The organism is Enterobacter sp. Y17 (assembly GCF_019730495.1).
Classification (GTDB): domain Bacteria; phylum Pseudomonadota; class Gammaproteobacteria; order Enterobacterales; family Enterobacteriaceae; genus Enterobacter; species Enterobacter asburiae_B.
In genome coordinates this window covers 1,178,969-1,197,716 of record NZ_JAASKP010000001.1, presented here as the reverse complement: position 1 = coordinate 1,197,716, position 18,748 = coordinate 1,178,969, and the positions used below count along the sequence as shown (strand labels likewise).

Here is an 18,748-nt window from a genome sequence, read left to right as displayed (position 1 = left end):
CCAGAGTAGTTTTAGGGCTACTCTACGCAACGCATCCTGTTTGACGGGTGACAGGATAATGACAATGTTGTCATTTTTAGCGTAAGTCATTGTTAACGGCGGTACGCTCACTAGAATGTCATCAGCAGCCAGTCAGGGGAGCACGATGAAAATACTGATCGTCGAAGACGAAATGAAAACCGGTGAGTACCTGAGTAAGGGGCTGACTGAAGCAGGATTTGTGGTGGACCACGCGGATAATGGCCTGAACGGCTACCATCTCGCCATGACCGCTGAATACGATCTGCTGATTCTGGATATCATGCTGCCCGATGTGAACGGCTGGGACATTGTCCGCATGCTCCGCTCTGCGGGAAAAGGGATGCCCATCCTGTTACTCACGGCTCTCGGCACGATTGAACACCGGGTTAAAGGGCTTGAGCTGGGCGCGGATGACTATCTGATTAAGCCATTCGCTTTTGCCGAGCTGCTCGCCCGGGTGAGGACGCTGTTGAGACGCGGAAATACGGTGATCGCGGAAAGCCAGCTTCAGGTGGCGGACCTGACGGTTGACCTCGTGTCGAGAAAAGTAAGCCGGGCCGGAAGCCGCATCTCCTTAACCAGCAAAGAGTTCAGCCTGCTGGAGTTTTTCCTGCGTCATCAGGGAGAGGTGCTTCCCCGCGCCCTGATTGCCTCCCAGGTATGGGACATGAATTTTGACAGCGACACAAACGCAATTGACGTGGCGGTAAAGCGGCTTCGCGCGAAAATCGATAACGATTTTGAACCGAAGCTGATCCAGACGGTGCGCGGCGTGGGCTATATGCTGGAGGTGCCGGATGCGCGTTAAGCTTCCCGGGCGCCCTTTTTCGCTTGCCCTGCGGCTGACCTTTTTTATCAGTCTCTCCACGATACTGGCCTTTTTCGCCTTTACCTGGTTTATGCTGCATTCCGTTGAAAAGCACTTCGCCGAGCAGGATGTCAGCGACCTGCAGCAAATCAGCACCGCGATGCACCGCATCCTGCAGTCTCCGGTCGATCCTGACCAAAAGAAAATCAGTAAAATCAAAGAGTCGATCGCCAGCTACCGCAACGTAGCCGTCCTGCTCCTGGATCCGCAGGGCAATATCCTGTTCAGCTCGGCGCAAGGGGAAGCACTGCGCCCTGCGATGAACGCGGCGGACTTCGGCGAACACCGCCGCGCGCAGGATGTGTTTCTCTGGACGGTTGAAGACCCTGCCGCAAACATGCACGCCGGGTCCGACATGAAAATGGAAACGTACCGGATTATCGCCTCTTCAGGCACGGCGACGCTGCAGGGCAAAACGCAGGGCTACGTGATGCTGATCGGGCTCTCCATCAATTTTCATCTGCACTACCTTGAGGCGCTGAAAAAGAATCTTCTGGCGATTGCCGCGGCGATCAGCCTGCTGATTATTCTTGTCATTCGCATCGCGGTTCGTCAGGGACATTTGCCCCTGCGTAACGTCAGCAACGCCATTAAAAATATCACTTCAGAAAACCTCGACGCGCGGCTGGAGCCGTCCCGCGTGCCCGTTGAGCTGGAACAGCTGGTCATCTCCTTCAACCATATGATCGAAAAGATTGAAGATGTCTTTACCCGCCAGGCGAATTTTTCCGCCGATATCGCGCATGAAATCAGAACCCCCATCACCAACCTGGTGACGCAAACGGAAATCGCGCTGAGCCAGGACCGCTCGCAGAAAGAGCTGGAAGACGTTCTGTACTCCAGCCTTGAAGAGTACAACCGGATGACCCGCATGGTCAGCGACATGCTTTTCCTGGCGCAGGCGGATAATAACCAGCTCGTCCCTGACCGGGTGGTGTTTGATTTAAGTGCGGAGGTCATGAAAGTCTTCGATTTCTTCGAAGCCTGGGCGGAAGAACGCAACGTTACGCTGAAATTTAACGGGATGCCCTGCCTGATAGAAGGCGATCCGCAGATGTTCAGAAGAGCAGTAAATAATCTGCTCTCCAATGCCCTGCGCTATACGCCAGCCGGGAAAGCGGTGACGGTCTCCATCAGAGAACAGGATAACGACGTTGAACTGATGATAGAAAATCCCGGTACGCCGATCCCGCAAGAGCATCTGCCAAAGCTGTTTGACCGTTTCTATCGCGTCGATCCGTCAAGGCAGCGCAAAGGCGAAGGCAGCGGGATAGGGCTTGCCATCGTGAAGTCCATCGTCTCCGCGCACCACGGAAAAGTCCGCGTGGAATCGGATGCGGCATCGACGCGCTTCATCCTCTCCGTGCCGGGAAAAGTGGCCTGAGCGTCAGCGCACGGCCCGACACACTTCCAGTACCTTTTCCCTGAGCCATCGATGTCCCGGGTCCCTTTCCATGCGCGGATGCCACATCTGTGACACCGTAATGGTCCGGGTTTTAAACGGCAGTTCAAAGACGTGTACGCGCTCGTTCATCGGCTGATTGAGCAGGTACAGCGCCGGCACCATGGCAATCAGATCGGACGCCAGCGCCACGGATAGCGCCGTTGGAAATCCGGGCACCACGCTGGCGACCTTGCGCTTCATCCCCCGTTCCGCCAGCGCGTCATCGACAAACCCGTGTAGCGATCCGTCCGGCGAGGCCACCACGTGGCCCCACGCGACATAATCGTCAAGGCTGACGTCAGGCCGTAATGAGAGAGGATGCCCCTTACGCACCGCGCCAACAAACCGATCCTGAAAGAGCCGTTGCAGCCGTATTTCAGGCCCCATATTGCTCTGCACGCCGATCTCCAGGTCGACCAGCCCCTCACGCAAATAGCGCGAGGTTTTTTCAGGTTTCGGCGAGAAGCGGATGCACACCCCGGGGGCAACGCTCGCCACCGCCGCAATCAGCAGTGGCCCAAACGCCACCACAAAACCGTCGTTGGCTCTGATGGTGAACAGCCGCTCGAGACTTTCAACCTTCAGCGCGTCGGTGGAGGGCTGTAGCACTGCCCTCGCCTCATGCACGGCAGTTCTGGCGCGGTCCCGCGTGGCTTCTCCCCAGGGCGTCAGCACCATATGACGCCCGGCCCTCACCAGAATAGGATCGCCGGTCACCTCCCGCAGCCTGCTCAGGGTGCGGCTCATGGCGGAGGTGCTGAGGTTCAAACGTCGCGCCGCGCCCGCCACGCTGGCTTCGGCCAGCAGAACGTCGAGCGCAACCAGAAGGTTAAAGTCAGGATCGGACACGGTGACTCCTAAGATAAGGCGTTATATGCAACGATTAAGTGCAGCTGATGCGTCTTCCGCCCTGTATACCGCATGCTTATAGTTTCGTCATCACTATTCTTATGCGGAGTAACGACGATGACGCTTTTTTCAAACCTGCCCGGCGATGAAGGCTTACCCGGTCATGAACGCGCCCGGGTCATGGCCGCCGTCATGACCACCACGCTGATGGGCGTCTTTGACGGCACCATGATCAACATCGCGCTGCCCTCCATGGCAAGGGCAATGCAGGTACCCGCAAACGTTGCGGTCTGGTTCTCCAACGGTTACCTGCTTTCAGCGGCAATGACGTTAGCCATCTTCGCGGCGCTGGCGGCGCGCGTGGGCTATCGCCCGGTGTTTCTTGTTGGGCTTGCCACCTTTACGCTCACCTCACTCGGCTGCGCGCTGGCAGCGACGCCGGAAATGTTAACCGGCATGCGTATTCTGCAGGGCATCGGCGGTGCGGCCACCCTGAGTATCGCCCCGGCAATCCTGCGATCCGTTTTTCCGGGTCGACTGCTTGGGCGTATTCTGGGGCTGCACGCCCTGCTTATCGCCTCCAGCACGGCGATTGCCCCCGTGCTGGGCGGAACCATACTGGACGCGCTGAGCTGGCAGTGGCTGTTCGCCATTAACATTGTTCCGGGCAGCGTCGCCCTGCTGCTGGCATGGCGGGCCTTGCCGCGGGAAACGGCCGTTGACCGCTCGCCCTTTGACGCGCCGGGCGCCGTGTTCTCCGCCGTGCTGTTAGGTTCAGCAATCATGCTGGCCGACAGCCTTCAGCACGTGACGCAAAACATCAACCAGGCGGCCACAGGCTGGGGGCTGCTCGCGCTGGTCAGCACCCTCGCCTTTATCTGGCGGATTCGGCGCGCGCGAAGTCCCATCCTGCCGCCCGTCATGTTTAAAAACGGACGCTTTACCCTCGCCGCCCTGACCTCGCTAGCCTCGTTTGTCAGTCAGGGCATCACCTTTGTCGCGCTGCCGTTTCTGTTTCAGAGCGTGTATGGCTACAGCCCGGTGGTCTCCGCGCTGCTGTTCACCCCGTGGCCGATTGGCATCGTGCTGATCGCGCCGCACGCGGGACGCTGGGCAGATACGATTTCCGCGCCGCTGATCTCGACAATCGGGCTGATGATTTTTGTCTGTGGGCTGGTCCTGCTGGCGACGTTGCCGGAAAATCCTTCCGCATGGGATATCAGCCTGCGCAGTCTGGTTTGCGGGATTGGGTTTGGCTGCTTCCAGAGCCCCAATAACCGGGAGATGCTCTCTAACGTGGCGCGGGAATATGCCAGCTATGCCTCCGGCGTGTTGTCGATTGTGAGGACATTCGGCCAGTGTCTCGGCGCCGCCGCGGTGGGCGTGCTGCTGGCGACGGCCGGATCAGACCATGACCGGGCCGTGCATTTTGCGCTGTGGATAGCCGTCATCGCCTCAACGGGATCGGTGTTGTTTAGCGTGAGTCGTCTGCGCCCTGCGGTTCGGGCATCAGCGTAAACTGTTGCAGCGCCTTCCGGCGCTGCTCGTTTATAACGCCTACGCTGTAAGGCGTTCATTCCACGCATCAGTGTATTGAATATTTCCGTCCAGGATTTTCCATGTGATTTTTGCGTATCGCAAAGATACATTTTCCAGGTGACCAGTACCGGGACAATCTCTTGTATCATGCATAACTGGAGTTATTGAAATGACTTTCACACCTTCCATAAGAATATTGAAGTATTCCACTTCCTGGCCAGCATCATTGATGTGATAGAACTTTAATTCAGCACTTTGAAGAGTCTGACCTGTAGCCACTGCTTTGTATAGATAGGGTGAAGATGAATCAATTGCTTTTGTTAAACTGAAAGCTGAGTGTTGCCTTGTACCTGTAAGTTTACCTGTTGCCTCATCTGTTGGAATGCTCAGGTTATGGATCAGATCTCTAAGCTCTATGCTTCCTTCACGGTCTGCAACATCAGAACCGCCACGGATCATTGCTCCACCATCGTCTTTCAAAAAGAGGTGTACTGGTACAGCCATTTCTAAAACTCCTTATGCTAATTAATCTCTTATTCCATTTGCTATGAGGTTAATTACAGGCATGATCGCTACACCATCTGCATAGAACAGATCCGAATTAGTGAATGAATAAACCTTACCTGTGATTTTTATATTTACCGTGTTCCCATAAGCAGAAGCTGTAACATTGCTTGTATTGGCTTCAAGGAACGGCGAGCGTTCTTTAAGGGCCTTCATAATGTTCCCGCTGCTGTCTTTATCTAAATAGAAGCGGTAAACATCCGACACCGTAGCTCCTCCGTCATCATACTTTGTTATGTACAGTGTGACGGTATCAGATAGTTTCTGTTTGCTGACAAAGCTATCGTGAGGAGGTGCATTAAAATAATATTGATATGTCAGAAACCCGCAAACAATGATCAATAAAATCGTTGTGAGTAAATAATGAAGCCGTTTAATAACCGTGTTTCTTTGCATATTCAATCCCTTGACTTATCCAAAACTGATCGTGAGGATCATCCCCATATGGCGGTTTTTGATACCAGTGCCCCCATTTCTTTTTGGAGGTTTTAGCTCTTTCCTGCGCCCATCCTGCCCCCATCAATAACGTTTCTGATGGTATCCCGGCAGCATAGCCAGCCGAACCATAATTGAAGTTACCAAAGTTCGCTAACTCAGGGTGTCACTGCTTGTAATCCCATGGCCCCTTATTTCTTACTTTTTGATAAAACCAAAGATAGGTTGTAGGGATAGCCATATTTCTACTCATACCATGAGCTCTTGCAATCCTCATGTTTGCCAATGCAAGCGCGATTCCTTCTTTTGGTAACAAAGGTATAACAGCCATATTAACCACTCTTTTCACATGGATATATGACCGCGTATCGTACACTTTTGCGATAGTAAAAAAGATATCTGTTTCGAGACAAATGACGGAAAAATAACCGATTAAGATATTAATCGCATTAAAAATCAAAGAAATTTAGGCTGAGCCCTGCGGTTCGGGCGTCAGCCTGATTCGCCCGGCGGAGCTACGCTTGCACGGGCCTACAAGGAAGCTTTGCACAATGTAGGCCGGGTAAATGCAGCGTCACCCGGCAAAAAGACGACTCGTTTGTTTACTCCAGCGCCAGCAGCGCAAAGCTCGCCAGCCAGTGCCCGCCGCTGTAGTGGCTGCCGACCACATGCTCAACGCTTGCCGTCAGGTGTTTCGCCACCGCCTCGCGCAGCGCCTGCTGCGCCGGATGGTTTGCGGGAAGCGCTCTGGCAATGTGCTTCATGCACCAGGCGCGGCTGAGGTTTAACCCGTCGAGATGGGCAATTTTCGGGTCGGTACGGTCGCTCACTTCCGCCGGGTTCATCAGCGCCGCAATGGTGCCCGCCTCCGGGAGAAACGCGTCAAACCAGGCCGGGAAGTCTTTCTGCACCTTGCTCATCAGCAGCGCTTCCATCAGCGCGCCGGAAATATACTCATCACCGCCGGGCTCGTAGTGGGCCGGATAGCGCGTGTCGGCGAGATAAAACCGCTCCGCCGCCGTGACAATCGCCTGCTCAAGCGCGCTATCCTCCACGGCTCGCGCGTAATCGAGCGCCAGCGCGAGGGCAAACGCCGTGTTGTAGTGCGTCCCGACGCGGATCGGATAGGTGAGCTTGCTGAGGTAATCCATCAGGCGGTTACGAATATCCTGGGTTAACGGCTCAAGCGTCCGGTACCAGCCTGCGGCCTGCGGCAGCGACGACTGCTTTAGCTCCTGGGCCAGCGCCAGCAGCCAGCCGTAGCCATACGGGCGCTCAAACGAGGCGCGGAACGGCGCGGTGAAATAGGCCAGCTCCTTCGCCACGTTCTCTTCCGTCAGGTGCTCGTCGACAAGCGCGACGATCGCGTCCCGGCTCGGCAGCTCCGGGTAGAGGCGCACGCAGCGCAGCAGCAGCCAGTAGCCGTGCACCGCCGAGTGCCAGTCGAAACAGCCGTAGAAAATGGGGTGCAGTTCGCGCGGCGGCAGAACGTCACCATCATCATTCAGCAGGTGCATGATGTGGTTCGGGTATTCCTGGCGCAAATAGGTCAAAGGCATGCGGGCAAACGCGTCAGCCTGATGTTGCGTTAATTCCATAACAGCTCCTTAGCGAAACACGAGGAAATACATGAGGAACACGTTCACCACCAGCAGGGTTAACGCGGTCGGGATCTGGATCTTGATCACCTGATATTTATCTTTCAGCTCCAGCAGCGCGGCGGGAACAATGTTGAAGTTAGCGGCCATCGGCGTCATCAGCGTGCCGCAGTAGCCCGCGTACATGCCAATCGCCAGCAGCGGCGCCGGGTTGCCGTGATGCACATTAATCAGAAACGGCAAGGCGATCCCCGCGCTCAGCACCGGGAAGGCCGCAAACGCATTCCCCATGATCATGGTAAACAGCGCCATCCCCACGCAGTAAATCACCACCAGCATAAAGCGGTTATCCGGATTAACGAACAGGCTCACCACCTTCTGCACCGAGTCACCGGTATTGGCCGCCACGAACACGCCGCCGAGCATGGCCAGCATCTGCGGCAGGATCACCGCCCAGCCGATGGTGTCGACAAGACGGCGAGACTGGCGAATGGCGTGCAGCGGCGTGCCTTTGGTCAGCCACCATCCGGTGAGGATCGCCGCGACGCAGGCCACGCACAGCGCCGCCAGGGTAAGCTGTTTCTGATCGAGCAGGAACACGCCGCCAACCGACACGCCCTTCAGGAACAGCGTCCCGATAACCGTCACCACCGGGATCATCAGCGCGGGCAAAAATAGCCAGTTTTTAAGGCGGTTTGACGAGGCGAGACGTTCGTCTTCGGTGGACATTTTATAGTGCCCTTTTCCGACCAGACCAAAACCCGCCAGCAGCGCGATAGCGATGACGCCCCCGCCGATTATCCGGTACGCCAGCGATTTCCCCAGCTCCTGCACCATCAGATCGCCGAACAGGAAGATCCCGCCAAATAAAAACCAGAACAGCGCCGTGGTAAAACGCTTCGGATTGGCGCGATCGCGCAGGGTCATCACAACCAGCAGCATCACGACGAAGCCGATCAGGTAGTACACGCGGTTAATGGTGATAAGCGTCATCATTGCGCGGCCTCCCGCGTGCCCTGCTCCGCGCGCCAGGCCATGACGTCGCGACGGATGCTGGCATCCAGGCGCAGAAGGCGCGTCATATGAATAACTAATGCCGCAATGGCGGTTGGGATGGCCCACAGGCCGATATGCAGCGGTTCGATGCCCGCAATACCGTTCTCTTTCAGGAACGCGTCGATCAGCAGCACCGCGCCAAAGGCAATAAAGATATCTTCCCCAAAGAAGACCGCAATGTTGTCGCACGCGGCGGCATGGGCTTTGATTTTGTCGCGGATGTGCTGCGGCAGCTCGCCGTATTCGTTCAGCGCCGCCCCTTCGGCCATCGGCGCCAGCAGCGGACGCACCGTCTGGGCATGACCGCCCAGCGACATCAGCCCCAGCGCGGCGGTGCCTTCACGGGCGACAAAATAGAGCATCAGAATACGCGCCGAGGTCGCGCTGGCGATCTTCGCCACCCAGGCCTGGGCACGCTCCTTGAGCCCGTAATATTCCAACAGACCAATCACCGGCAGGATCAGAATGAAGGTCGCCAGGGATCGGCTATTCACGAACTTTTCGCCAAAGGTCTCCAGCAGCATCCCGAAATCCATACCGACCAGCAGACCCGTCGCCAGCCCCGCCACCACGACCACCAGCAGCGGGTTGAAGCGCAGTGCAAAACCAATAACCACGATCGGTATCCCGATCAGCGGCAACAGCGTAGTACCGTCCATAACGTTTACCCTATCCAAAGTGAGCGTTGCGCGCCGACGGCTATTTTTTTATTTTGCGGCGAGCGATGTTGTGTTTTTCGACAGGTTTCGGAAAACCTGCGATAAAAAGCTATATCTGAACCTCAAAAACATGTAAACAAATTATCAATAAAATGTTCTTATTTTATCGATGAGTTTACATTTCTGGCTAAGGAACGTTATGACCTCGGAAAAGAGTGCTACCCCCCCTCACGACGATATCAACGACGGCCGGATCGTCTCGTCCCGCCACCTGGTGTCCGAGCGCTGCGCGGAACTGTCAGAGCTGGAGTACGCGCTGATCATGACCAGCAACGCGTTCAATAAATGGATGGTGCGCTGCATGACCGCAGCCGGCGAGCCCGATATGGGCGCATTTGACGTCTCGCTGCTGCATCACGTGAACCACCGCGACCGCAAGAAAAAGCTGGCCGATATCTGTTTCGTTCTTAACGTGGAAGATACCCACGTGGTGACCTACGCCCTGAAAAAGCTGGTCAAAGCGGGCTACGTGACGAGCGAGAAAGCGGGCAAAGAGCTCTTTTTCTCGACTACCGAGGAAGGGAAAGCGTTGTGTATGAAGTACCGGGACGTGCGGGAGGCGTGTCTGATCGCAATCCACGCGGAGAGCGGCATTGCCGGGAAGTCGATTGGCGAAACCGCGCAGCTGTTACGCACGATCTCCTCCCTGTATGACACCGCCGCCCGCGCGGCGGCATCACTCTAGAGCTAAGGACGTCTGAAGAGAGTAATACTGCGTCCGGCCAGTTCGTACTCTACGGTTTCGGTGAACGCTGTCCCGGTGGCAGCGTCCTCTGCCGTAGACAGCTCCAGCACCCATCCCCCTTCGCCAAACTGCGGGATCTGGAACGGCACGGTCCCTTCAAACGGGTTGAACAGCATCAGCACGTCGTGCCAGATGCCGTCCTCCTGCCTGAGATCCGGCCTGCTGATGGAGACGCCGAGCGTCGAGCCTTCATCCCACTGCTCGGCCTGCTGTGGGCCGCCGCCGGCATTGAACCAGCGGATCTCCAGCCCGTCGCGCCAGCTTTCACGGCGCAGCAGCGGCTGTTGCGCGCGAAGGTCAATGAGCCGTCGGGTAAACTCGCGCAGCGCAGCGTCGTTTTCGGTTATCCCGTTCCAGTCGATCCACGAGATTTCGCTGTCCTGGCAGTAACCGTTGTTATTGCCCTTCTGCGTGCGGCCAAACTCGTCCCCCGCCAGCAGCATCGGCGTGCCGTGGGAAAACAGCAGCGTGGTCAGGAAATTACGTTTCTGCCGTTCGCGGGTGGCAATAATATCCGGGTTCTCCGTCGGCCCTTCTTCGCCATAGTTGTACGAGCGATTATCGTTATGCCCGTCGTTATTGTCCTCGCCGTTGTCGGCGTTGTGCTTCTCGTTGTACGACACCAGGTCATTCAGCGTAAAGCCGTCGTGAGCGGTGATGAAGTTGACGCTGGCCCACGGACGACGCCCGCGCAGGTCGTACAGATCCCCGGATCCCAGCAGCCGTGCGGCAAAGTCGTTGGAGACGTTATCGCCCTTCCAGTACTCGCGTACGGTATCGCGGTATTTGTCGTTCCACTCACCCCAGCCCGGCGGGAAACCGCCGACCTGATACCCGCCGGGGCCAATATCCCAGGGTTCACCAATCAGCTTAAGTCTTGATAACACCGGATCCTGAGTCATGGCGTCGAAGAAACCGCCGCGCGGGTCAAACCCTTCCGGCTCTCGGCCCAGTATCGTCCCCAGGTCGAAACGAAAACCGTCAATATGCATCGATTCCGCCCAGTAGCGCAGCGAATCCATCACCATCTGCAGCACGCGCGGGTGCGAGGTGTTGACCGTGTTTCCCGTCCCGGTGTCGTTGATGTAGTACCGGTGCTGGTCCGGCAGGGTGCGGTAATAGCTGTAGTTATCAATCCCCTTAAACGAGAGCGTGGGACCAAGCTCGTTTCCTTCCGCCGTATGGTTGTACACCACGTCCAGAATCACCTCGATGCCCGCATCGTGATACGCGCGTACCATGTCGCGAAAGCCCTGGATCCCCGCCGGGCCGTAGTAGCGCGACGCCGGAGCAAAAAAGCCGAGGGTGTTATAGCCCCAGAAGTTCTTCAGGCCGCGATCGAGCAGATGCTGGTCGTCCGGGAACCAGTGAACCGGCAGAAGCTCCACCGAGGTGATGCCAAGACTCTTGATGTATTCGACCGAGGCTTTGTGTCCCATCCCCTCAAACGTGCCGCGCAGCTCCTGCGGGATGGCCGGGTTCATCTGGGTAAAGCCCTTCACGTGGCTCTCATAGACGACGGCATGCGGCCAGGGCACGTTTGGCCGGCTGTTGTCCTGCCAGTCAAAGGCGTTCGGGTCGATGACCTTGCACTTCGGCGTGAACGGCGCGCTGTCGCGCGTATCATAACTGAGATCCAGTTCATCATGACCCAGCTCATAGCCGAAATGGGCGTCGTTCCAGTCGATATCGCCCACCAGTTCGCGGGCGTAGGGGTCGATAAGCAGCTTGTGCGGGTTAAAGCGGTGACCGTTTTCCGGATCGTAAGGGCCGTAGACGCGATAGCCGTACAGCGCGCCGGGCTTGAGGTCCGGCACATAGCCGTGCCAGACCTCATGGGTATATTCCGGCAGCTCCAGCCGGGCGATTTCGTTTTTCCCGGACGGGTCAAACAGACAGAGTTCCACCCGCTCGGCGTGAGCGGAGAACAGCGCGAAGTTGACGCCCTTCCCGTCATAATTCGCCCCCAACTGCTGACCATGACCGGCCCGAATTTCAAACGTAGTATCCTTTGCCATTTTCGTTCTCCACGATTATTCGCAGGTAAGCAGAACCAGTACACATCCCTTTTCTGACGTTAAATCCAGCGTCTCTTGCAGAATGCGGCTCTCACCGCTGAACAGATCCCGATAGCGTTTCCCGGCCAGTTCTTCCGGTATCGCGACCCTGGTATTGACCCACAGCTGATGATTATCGGTGACATCAAAAACCAGACGCGGCACGGCGACAATCAGCGCCTCCTCGTCCTTAACGCGGGCATAGACAATCAGGTTCTCCTCGCGCTCGCCGGTGACCTTAAGCGGCAGCCAGTCGCCGTAGCGGAAAAGCGCGTCGTAATGCGGACGCAGCCGCAGCAGCGTGGCGGTGACGAACTGCTTAACGCGCCCGTCTCGCCAGCAGGCCGGGTTATCAAATACCGTGGCATCCGCCGTGCTGAGGTTGTGCACCAGCGCGTTGAAGTCCGGCTCCCGTCGGTTATCCGGGTCGACGAGGCTAAAGTTGAGCGCCTCGCTGCCCTGATAGATATCCGGCACGCCGGGAGCCGTCAGCTTGATTACCGTCTGGCTGAGGCTGTTTATCAGCCCGGCGCGGATAAAGGGCTGCATCGCCTCGCTAAAATCATGCAGGAACAGCGCGTTGTCCGGCGAAAGCAGGTGCCGCGCGTAGCTCAGCACCACGCTCTCATAGCTCTCGTTGCTGTCGATCCAGTCGGTGCGCTGTTTTGCCTCGCGCAGCGCTTTCTCGAGGAAGCCGATGAATCGCGCGTCGAGTGCTTTAAGCCCTTCGGCGTCGTCCGGCGACTGCGTGGCGGGCCAGACGCCCGCCAGCGCCTGATAGATCATCCAGGTATCGGCAGCGTTCGGCGCGGTACCGTCATTGAGAAAACGCACCTGAGTCTGGTTCATCTGTCGCCAGCGGGCCAGATTTTCCCCCCAGCGTTCCGGCGCTTCCGTCAGGGTGTAGAGACGCGCCCGGGCGTCTTCCCCGCGCTTGGTATCGTGCGTGGAGGTGCCCAGCAGCGCGTCGGGCTGTCGGGCGAGACGAATGCGCATCTCCTGGTGGAAGCGGGATAATGAAAACGCGCGCGGCGTCGGGTCGGCGCCCACTTCATTGAGCGCCAGCTCGAGGTTGTGGCGAAAGAACAGCGTGTCTTCAACGGACTTCGCCATCAGCGGCCCGGTAAGCTGCTGGAAGCGGGTTCTGAACAGCGCGGCGGACTCGCGGCAATCTTCCGGCAGATCGCCGGTAAGAATGCGCACAATCAGGCTCAGCGCCGCTTCAGACGTCTCCACGCCGGCGATCACGCGGTTAAGCAGCGCCACGTCCGGCGGGGTTAATCCCTCCCGGGTGCCGTAGGTGCGGTAGACCGGAAAGGCGATAAGCAGCTCGCGCAGCGCGTGGCGGATCTCCTCGCGCGGTAGCGCAACCTCATTGCGGCCGGCCAGATCGTCAGCAAGGTTAAGCAGCGTGGTGAATTCACCCTCAAAATTGCGATCGGTCATCAGGCTCTTGGCATCGCGCAGTTCCGCGTGGCGATCGACCGTTATCCCCAGCGTTTCGTCGTGGATGGTCTCCAGGCGCGACAGGTTATCGTCGTCGACCAGCACTTCCGCCAGCGAGGCGATAAACTCGTAGCCGGTGGTGCCGGATACCGGCCAGTCGGCGGGGAGCTGTTCTCCCTTCGCGAGGATTTTTTCAACCGTGATGTAGCAGTCGGGCCCGGTTTTCTCCCGCAGGCGCTGCAGATACCCCAGCGGATCGGCCAGGCCGTCGACGTGGTCGATGCGCAGGCCGTCCACCACGCCCGCGTGAACCAGCTCCAGGATCAGCCGGTGCGAATCGTCGAAAACCGCGTCGTCTTCAACCCGAACGCCGACCAGCCCGGTGATCTCGAAGAAGCGCCGCCACGAGAGCTGCTTCGGCGCTTCCCGCCAGGACATCAGCCGCCAGCTTTGCGCTTCATGCAGCTCAGCGATGCTCTTATCCTCGCTGTACGTGCCGGGGTTGAGCGGATACTCGGCGTCGTAGTAAACCAGCGCGGCCTTGTGCGTGACAGGGTCACGTTTTAGAGCGATCGCCCCCTTCTCCAGCTCCGCCTCAAAGGTGTCACCGAGGAACGGCAGCGTTAGCGGGCGCGACCCGTCGATATCGAAATAGCGGAAATAGCGGCTCTGCTGGCCGTATTCAATCACGTCCCGCCACCAGGCATTTTCCAGCGAGGTGGACATATGGTTCGGGACAATATCCAGAATCAGCCCCATGCCGGCCTGCTTAAGCGCCGCGGCCATGCGGTCGAAGCCGTCTCGTCCGCCGATCGCGGGGTCAATTTCATTCGGGTTGGTCACGTCATAGCCGTGGGTGGAACCCGCTGTGGCGGTAAATACGGGCGACGCGTAGAGATGGCTGATGCCGAGATCTTTCAGGTAAGGCACCAGCGCCGCAACGCGGTCGAAGGTCATGCCATTACGGAACTGAATACGGTACGTGGCGGAAGGGATCATAACGATGCTTCTCCATCAGCAAAGCGAACGACAATACCGTTCGGCGGTAAAACGTCAGTGACTTCCGGCCAGGCAAAGCGCGTCTCACCCGCGAGATCGGGCAGCGCGACGGGCTTACTACCGATATTCAGCGCCAAAGAGAGTGTCCCCGACGGGAAATGCCAGCTCACCGCCACCATGCCGGGCGCGGTCTTGATTACCTTGCTCTCAACGGCGCCGCCATGACGCAGAAGCGGAACGATATGGCGATGACGCAGCGTCAGCAGGTGGCGCGTGAAGCGCAGCCACGTTTTGCCTTCGTCGGTGGCAATCTTATTCCAGTCGAGTTTTGAACGGATAAACGTGTTCACGTCGTTCGGATCCGGGACGGTTTCATCGTGCCCGGCATGGCCGGTAAACTCTTTTGCGCGCCCTTCCCGCACCGCCTTTGCCAGATCGCCGTGAAAATCGGTGAAAAACAGGAACGGGTGCGTTTCCCCAAACTCCTCACCCATAAACAGCAGCGGGATATGGGGGGAAAGCAGCAGCGCGGCAAGCAGCACCCGCGTCTTGTCGGCTCCGGCCAGGGTGATAAGCCGTTCGCCCTGGGCGCGATTCCCGGTCTGATCGTGGTTTTGAATAAAATCGACGAAGAACTGCGGCGGCTGCGTCTGGCACTCCACCCCGCGGGATTCGCCGGTTTGCAGCGAAATCTCGCCCTGGTAGACAAAGCCTTCCGCCAGCGCCCGGGCGAACTTTTTCTCCGGCTCAAAGGCAAAATCCTGGTAGTACGCGTGGGTCTCGCCGGTGGCAAACACGTGGGCGGCGTTGTGGAAGTCATCATTCCACTCGGCGGTGAACAGCGGCGTGTTGCCCTGTTCATCGCGCGGATGCAGGAAAATCACGTTGCGGCTGTCTTCCGTGGTCAGGTGAACGTGACGGTGCGGGATCGCGTCGCGGATTTTTGCGGCAATCTCCTCCAGAATGTGCGTCTCCGAGGCGTCTTTAATCTGGTCGATGGCATCGAAGCGCAGGCCGTCCAGACGGTACTCCGTCAGCCAGTAGAGGGGCGCATCGGTAATGTACTGCCTTACCGGCTCGCGTTCGTAAGCAATTCCGTTGCCCCACGGCGTCATTCGCTGTGCATCAAAAAACGCGGGCGACAGCAGCGGCAGATAGTTCCCCTCCGGGCCGAAGTGGTTAAGCACGATATCCAGCACCACGGAGAGTCCCAGCCCGTGCGCGGCGTCGATAAACGCGTGGAAATCCTCCGGCGTACCGTAGGCAGAGTGCGGGGCGTACAGCAGCACGCCGTCATACCCCCAGCCGCGTGTTCCGCCAAACTGAGAGACGGGCATCACTTCAAGCTGGGTAATACCGAGCTCTGCCAGATACGGCAGCTTGTCGATGGCGGCCCGGAAGGTGCCCTCCGGGGTAAACGTGCCGATGTGCAGCTCGTAGATAACCGTATCTTCCCACGGCCGCCCTGCCCAGTCCCGGTTGACCGGCTGATAGCGTTGGGGATCGATAACGATGGAGGGGCCGTTAACGTCGCCTTTTTGCGCGCGCGAGGCGGGGTCGGGCACCGTCATGCCGTCCTGCAGAACAAATTGATATTCTGCACCGTGCGTGACGCCGGGTACGTCTGCCTGAAACCAGCCGTCGCCAGCTGCCGTCATCGGCACGTCGGCGGCTGCCAGACGTAGCGTTAGTTCTTTCTGTCCTTCTGCCCAGACGCGAAAACGTACAACGTCATCGAAAATAAACTCAGCACCCCACTGCTTTTGAAATGTCCTGAATTCCATTCATTGTCCTCGAATGACCCACATTTTACGCGGAACGAAGTACAAGCTTAGTTCAGGATTAAAAGTGTGTTAGGCCAGCGAATTTAACCGCTTCGTCTATTCTTTATGAAATAACTCACTACCGGGAAGACTATGCAGATTCGAAAAGGACTCAATACCGACCTCGCTCGCCTTGAATGCTGTGACTTTTCTTTCACCATTAGCCACATTGCGCGAGAGCCCTTTATCCACTGCGATTTGCATATCGAAGCCGTCGCCGTGCCCTGGATTAAAACCTACGAGCTCGATATCCAAACCCTTGAAAACCACTGCGTTAATCCGGACGCCATATTTCTTATTGCCGAAACGGATGACGGTGAAATTGCGGGATTTATTACCGCGTCAATCGGCTGGAATAAGTTTATCTCGGTGGATTACATTGCCGTGGAGCGCACGAAACGCAGAACCGGCGCCGCGCAAAAATTAATGGCCGCCGCGCACGTGTGGGCCCGCAGCGTAAACGCGCCGGGATTACGGCTTGAAACGCAAAATGTGAACGTCTCTGCCTGTCTGTTTTACCGCAACTACGGGTTTACCCTGGGCGGATACGATCGTTATCTCTACAACGCCTTACCGGAAAAAGACGAAGTCGCCCTGTTCTGGTATTACATGCTGGTCTAGCGGCGCGGCCTTCATATTTCTGTCATTGAATTTCATTACGCTTTCGGGATTTTAACCAGGGTGTTGAGGAAAAAAGTGTGAATTCAATGGCTAAGGCATTACTGCTGGCATTACCTGTTTTGAGTGCAACGGCAGCGGCGACGGCCGCCGGGGGCGAGCTGTGTGAACCCAAAGCGTACGAAATGGCGCTGCGCTATCAGCAGAAATCGGCAGAGATCGTGGCCCTTCAGCTGCAGACGTATCGGTTTGCCACCGAGCGTTTCAACGAAAAGTTAAAAGAGCTGAAAACGCCTGAAAATTACGCCGTGGTAATGGACCTGGATGAAACGGTGCTGGATAACACCCCTCTGCTGGTGCGCGACACCGAGCAGTGTCACGACTATACAAAATGGGACACCTGGAGCGACTGGGAAAAACAGGGAAAACCCGGCTTAATTCCGGGCGCGAAGGCGTTTCTTGACCATGTGAATCAAAGCAAGGTCCGTATCTATTATGTTTCGGACCGTATGCAGGAAAATAAAGCCGATACGCTCAGGACGTTAAAAGCCCTGGGACTTCCGCAGGTGTCCGATGAAAGCGTGCTTCTGGACACGGTCAGCAAGGAAGAGCGTCGCCAGAGCATCCTCAAAAAGCAGCAGATCGTAATGCTGTTTGGCGACAGCCTGCCGGATTTCGCCGTGCAGTTTAAAAATAAAAAGCCGAGCGAGCAGCAGCGCGAGCTGGTTGAAGCCAGCGCGGAACACTTCGGAAACGACTGGATTGTGCTGCCTAATGCCGCTTATGGCTCCTGGTCCAAAGCCACGCCGGACGGCTGGAACGCGCCGCTGAAAAAATAAGGTTTTACGGGCCGGGAAAGGCAGCATCGCCACCCGGCTTCTGCGTTGTGCTATCCACTGCGTTTATAGGTCCTATCATTTCTGGGCAGGTTCTTATAATTTTACGAAGAAGTAAGATGAGTGCTTTCAAAGGAGACTCGTATGCTTACCGTGAAAAAACTTGCTCTTTCTACGCTGATTTCCAGTTCATTGCTTTTCTACCCTGCGCTGCAGGCGTCGGCAGATACGCCCCTGCACGTCGTTAAACAACCGGCGGGCGGATACAGCGTTCAGGTCGGCGACGTTCTGGTCACCTCGTTTACCGACGGGACCGTCGCGCAGGATCTGCACAAGCTGCTGCGCCGGACAACGCCGCAAAAAATCGATGCGCTGCTCGCGAAAAATTTCCAGACCAACCCGCCTGAGGTATCCATCAACGCGTTCCTGATTGCGATGCCCGGACATAAAATCCTGGTCGATACGGGCTCAGGCCAGCTCTTTGGCCCCGGCAACGGCGGACGTCTGATTGAGAGCCTCGCCACCCAGGGGATTAAACCCGAGGACATTACTGAAGTCCTGCTGACCCACGCCCACTCCGATCACGCGGGCGGCCTGGTGAAAGACGGCAAGGTGGTGTTCAGCAACGCGCGCGTTTTCATTGGCAAACCGGACGTCGACTTTTTCTTTAACGACGAGAATCAGAAAAAAACCGGCTACGGCAAGAACTACTTTGACGTCGCGCAGAAGACCTTAAAACTCTATCTTGACGCCGGTAAAGTGGTGCCGTTTAGCGGCACATCTGAGATTCTCCCCGGGCTGACCGGCACGGTTCATCCCGGCCATACGCCGGGTTCAGCCTTCTACACGCTGACGAGCAAAGGCGAGAAGATCACCTTTGTCGGCGACATCATTCATGCCGCGGCGGTTCAGTTCCCGCAGCCTGACGTGACCATTACCTACGATGAAGATCAGAACAAAGCGGCAGGCGTGCGCGAACACGCGTTTGCGGACTTTGTGAAAAATAAAGACCTGGTTGCCGCGCCCCATCTGCCGTTCCCGGGTATCGGTTATGTCACCAAAGGCGAAAACGGCGGCTATGCCTGGGTCCCTGTGACCTATACCAACCGGGACGCCGGCAGCGCGAAATAA

At 57.3% G+C, this 18,748-nt stretch carries 18 protein-coding genes; 7 read left to right on the top strand and 11 right to left on the bottom strand.

The genetic code is table 11. The features are described from left to right. Window positions 1-145: 145 nt before the first annotated feature. Both HCH49_RS05510 and HCH49_RS05505 read left to right on the top strand, forming a co-directional pair. A complete protein-coding gene (locus HCH49_RS05510) occupies window positions 146-829 on the top strand; it encodes a copper/silver response regulator transcription factor (protein WP_087822596.1) in 684 nt (227 codons plus the stop codon). After that, on the top strand, window positions 819-2,273 hold the full coding sequence (locus HCH49_RS05505; protein WP_221702332.1) for a Cu(+)/Ag(+) sensor histidine kinase: 1,455 nt from the start codon (window positions 819-821) through the stop codon (window positions 2,271-2,273). Before HCH49_RS05510 ends, HCH49_RS05505 begins: the two co-directional genes overlap by 11 nt. A 3-nt stretch (window positions 2,274-2,276) precedes the next feature. Here HCH49_RS05505 and HCH49_RS05500 read toward each other — a convergent pair whose 3' ends face one another. Continuing rightward, window positions 2,277-3,182, bottom strand: coding sequence for a LysR family transcriptional regulator (locus HCH49_RS05500; protein ID WP_219939652.1), 906 nt, complete (start codon window positions 3,180-3,182; stop codon window positions 2,277-2,279). Window positions 3,183-3,299: 117 nt separating this feature from the next. On the opposite strand from HCH49_RS05500, the gene HCH49_RS05495 reads away from it, so the two are divergent. Then, window positions 3,300-4,700 (top strand): MFS transporter, encoded by a 1,401-nt coding sequence (locus tag HCH49_RS05495; protein WP_221702331.1) that lies wholly within the window; start codon window positions 3,300-3,302, stop codon window positions 4,698-4,700. A 39-nt stretch (window positions 4,701-4,739) separates the two neighbouring features. On the opposite strand, the gene HCH49_RS05490 is transcribed toward HCH49_RS05495, so the two are convergent. From HCH49_RS05490 to HCH49_RS05465, 7 genes are all read right to left on the bottom strand, one after another. Next, on the bottom strand, window positions 4,740-5,225 hold the full coding sequence (locus HCH49_RS05490) for a type VI secretion system tube protein TssD (protein ID WP_023311839.1): 486 nt from the start codon (window positions 5,223-5,225) through the stop codon (window positions 4,740-4,742). 21 nt (window positions 5,226-5,246) lie between these two features. After that, complete coding sequence (locus tag HCH49_RS05485) at window positions 5,247-5,681, bottom strand: hypothetical protein (protein ID WP_047060899.1); 435 nt, start codon at window positions 5,679-5,681, stop codon at window positions 5,247-5,249. After that, complete coding sequence (locus HCH49_RS22205) at window positions 5,659-5,826, bottom strand: polymorphic toxin type 44 domain-containing protein (RefSeq protein WP_241174683.1); 168 nt, start codon at window positions 5,824-5,826, stop codon at window positions 5,659-5,661. Before HCH49_RS22205 ends, HCH49_RS05485 begins: the two co-directional genes overlap by 23 nt. Window positions 5,827-5,886: 60 nt before the next feature. Beyond that, window positions 5,887-6,051 carry a hypothetical protein gene (locus HCH49_RS22200; RefSeq protein ID WP_260454028.1) on the bottom strand — a complete coding sequence of 55 codons (165 nt, stop codon included), beginning with the start codon at window positions 6,049-6,051 and terminating at the stop codon, window positions 5,887-5,889. Window positions 6,052-6,322: 271 nt separating this feature from the next. Further along, a complete protein-coding gene (locus tag HCH49_RS05475) occupies window positions 6,323-7,318 on the bottom strand; it encodes a DUF2891 domain-containing protein (RefSeq protein ID WP_221702330.1) in 996 nt (331 codons plus the stop codon). Window positions 7,319-7,327: 9 nt separating this feature from the next. After that, the gene (locus HCH49_RS05470; protein ID WP_033145579.1) at window positions 7,328-8,314 is read right to left on the bottom strand and encodes a DUF979 domain-containing protein; all 987 of its coding nucleotides are present in this window, start codon (window positions 8,312-8,314) and stop codon (window positions 7,328-7,330) included. Then, window positions 8,311-9,033, bottom strand: a complete 723-nt coding sequence (locus tag HCH49_RS05465; protein WP_069302844.1) for a DUF969 domain-containing protein — start codon at window positions 9,031-9,033, stop codon at window positions 8,311-8,313. Before HCH49_RS05465 ends, HCH49_RS05470 begins: the two co-directional genes overlap by 4 nt. A gap of 199 nt (window positions 9,034-9,232) precedes the next feature. Here HCH49_RS05465 and HCH49_RS05460 point away from each other — a divergent pair, with 199 nt between their 5' ends. Continuing rightward, window positions 9,233-9,778, top strand: coding sequence for a winged helix DNA-binding protein (locus HCH49_RS05460; protein ID WP_039262429.1), 546 nt, complete (start codon window positions 9,233-9,235; stop codon window positions 9,776-9,778). 2 nt (window positions 9,779-9,780) lie between these two features. Here HCH49_RS05460 and glgX read toward each other — a convergent pair whose 3' ends face one another. The 3 genes from glgX to treZ are packed head-to-tail and all read right to left on the bottom strand — an operon-like array spanning window position 9,781 to window position 16,124. Continuing rightward, window positions 9,781-11,856: a glycogen debranching protein GlgX gene (gene glgX, locus HCH49_RS05455; RefSeq protein ID WP_221702329.1), complete on the bottom strand. Its 2,076-nt coding sequence runs from the start codon at window positions 11,854-11,856 to the stop codon at window positions 9,781-9,783. A gap of 15 nt (window positions 11,857-11,871) precedes the next feature. After that, window positions 11,872-14,340, bottom strand: a complete 2,469-nt coding sequence (gene treY / locus HCH49_RS05450; protein WP_221702328.1) for a malto-oligosyltrehalose synthase — start codon at window positions 14,338-14,340, stop codon at window positions 11,872-11,874. Next, window positions 14,337-16,124 carry a malto-oligosyltrehalose trehalohydrolase gene (gene treZ / locus HCH49_RS05445; protein ID WP_221702327.1) on the bottom strand — a complete coding sequence of 596 codons (1,788 nt, stop codon included), beginning with the start codon at window positions 16,122-16,124 and terminating at the stop codon, window positions 14,337-14,339. The genes treY and treZ overlap by 4 nt, the downstream gene beginning before the upstream one ends. Window positions 16,125-16,256: 132 nt before the next feature. Between treZ and HCH49_RS05440 the strand changes: the two genes are divergently transcribed. The 3 genes from HCH49_RS05440 to HCH49_RS05430 all read left to right on the top strand — a co-directional run bounded on the left by HCH49_RS05440 (window position 16,257) and on the right by HCH49_RS05430 (window position 18,748). After that, window positions 16,257-16,784: a GNAT family N-acetyltransferase gene (locus tag HCH49_RS05440; protein ID WP_033145585.1), complete on the top strand. Its 528-nt coding sequence runs from the start codon at window positions 16,257-16,259 to the stop codon at window positions 16,782-16,784. 86 nt (window positions 16,785-16,870) lie between these two features. Next, window positions 16,871-17,620 carry a 5'-nucleotidase, lipoprotein e(P4) family gene (locus HCH49_RS05435; RefSeq protein ID WP_260454101.1) on the top strand — a complete coding sequence of 250 codons (750 nt, stop codon included), beginning with the start codon at window positions 16,871-16,873 and terminating at the stop codon, window positions 17,618-17,620. Between the two features lie 141 nt (window positions 17,621-17,761). After that, on the top strand, window positions 17,762-18,748 hold the full coding sequence (locus HCH49_RS05430) for an MBL fold metallo-hydrolase (RefSeq protein WP_221702326.1): 987 nt from the start codon (window positions 17,762-17,764) through the stop codon (window positions 18,746-18,748).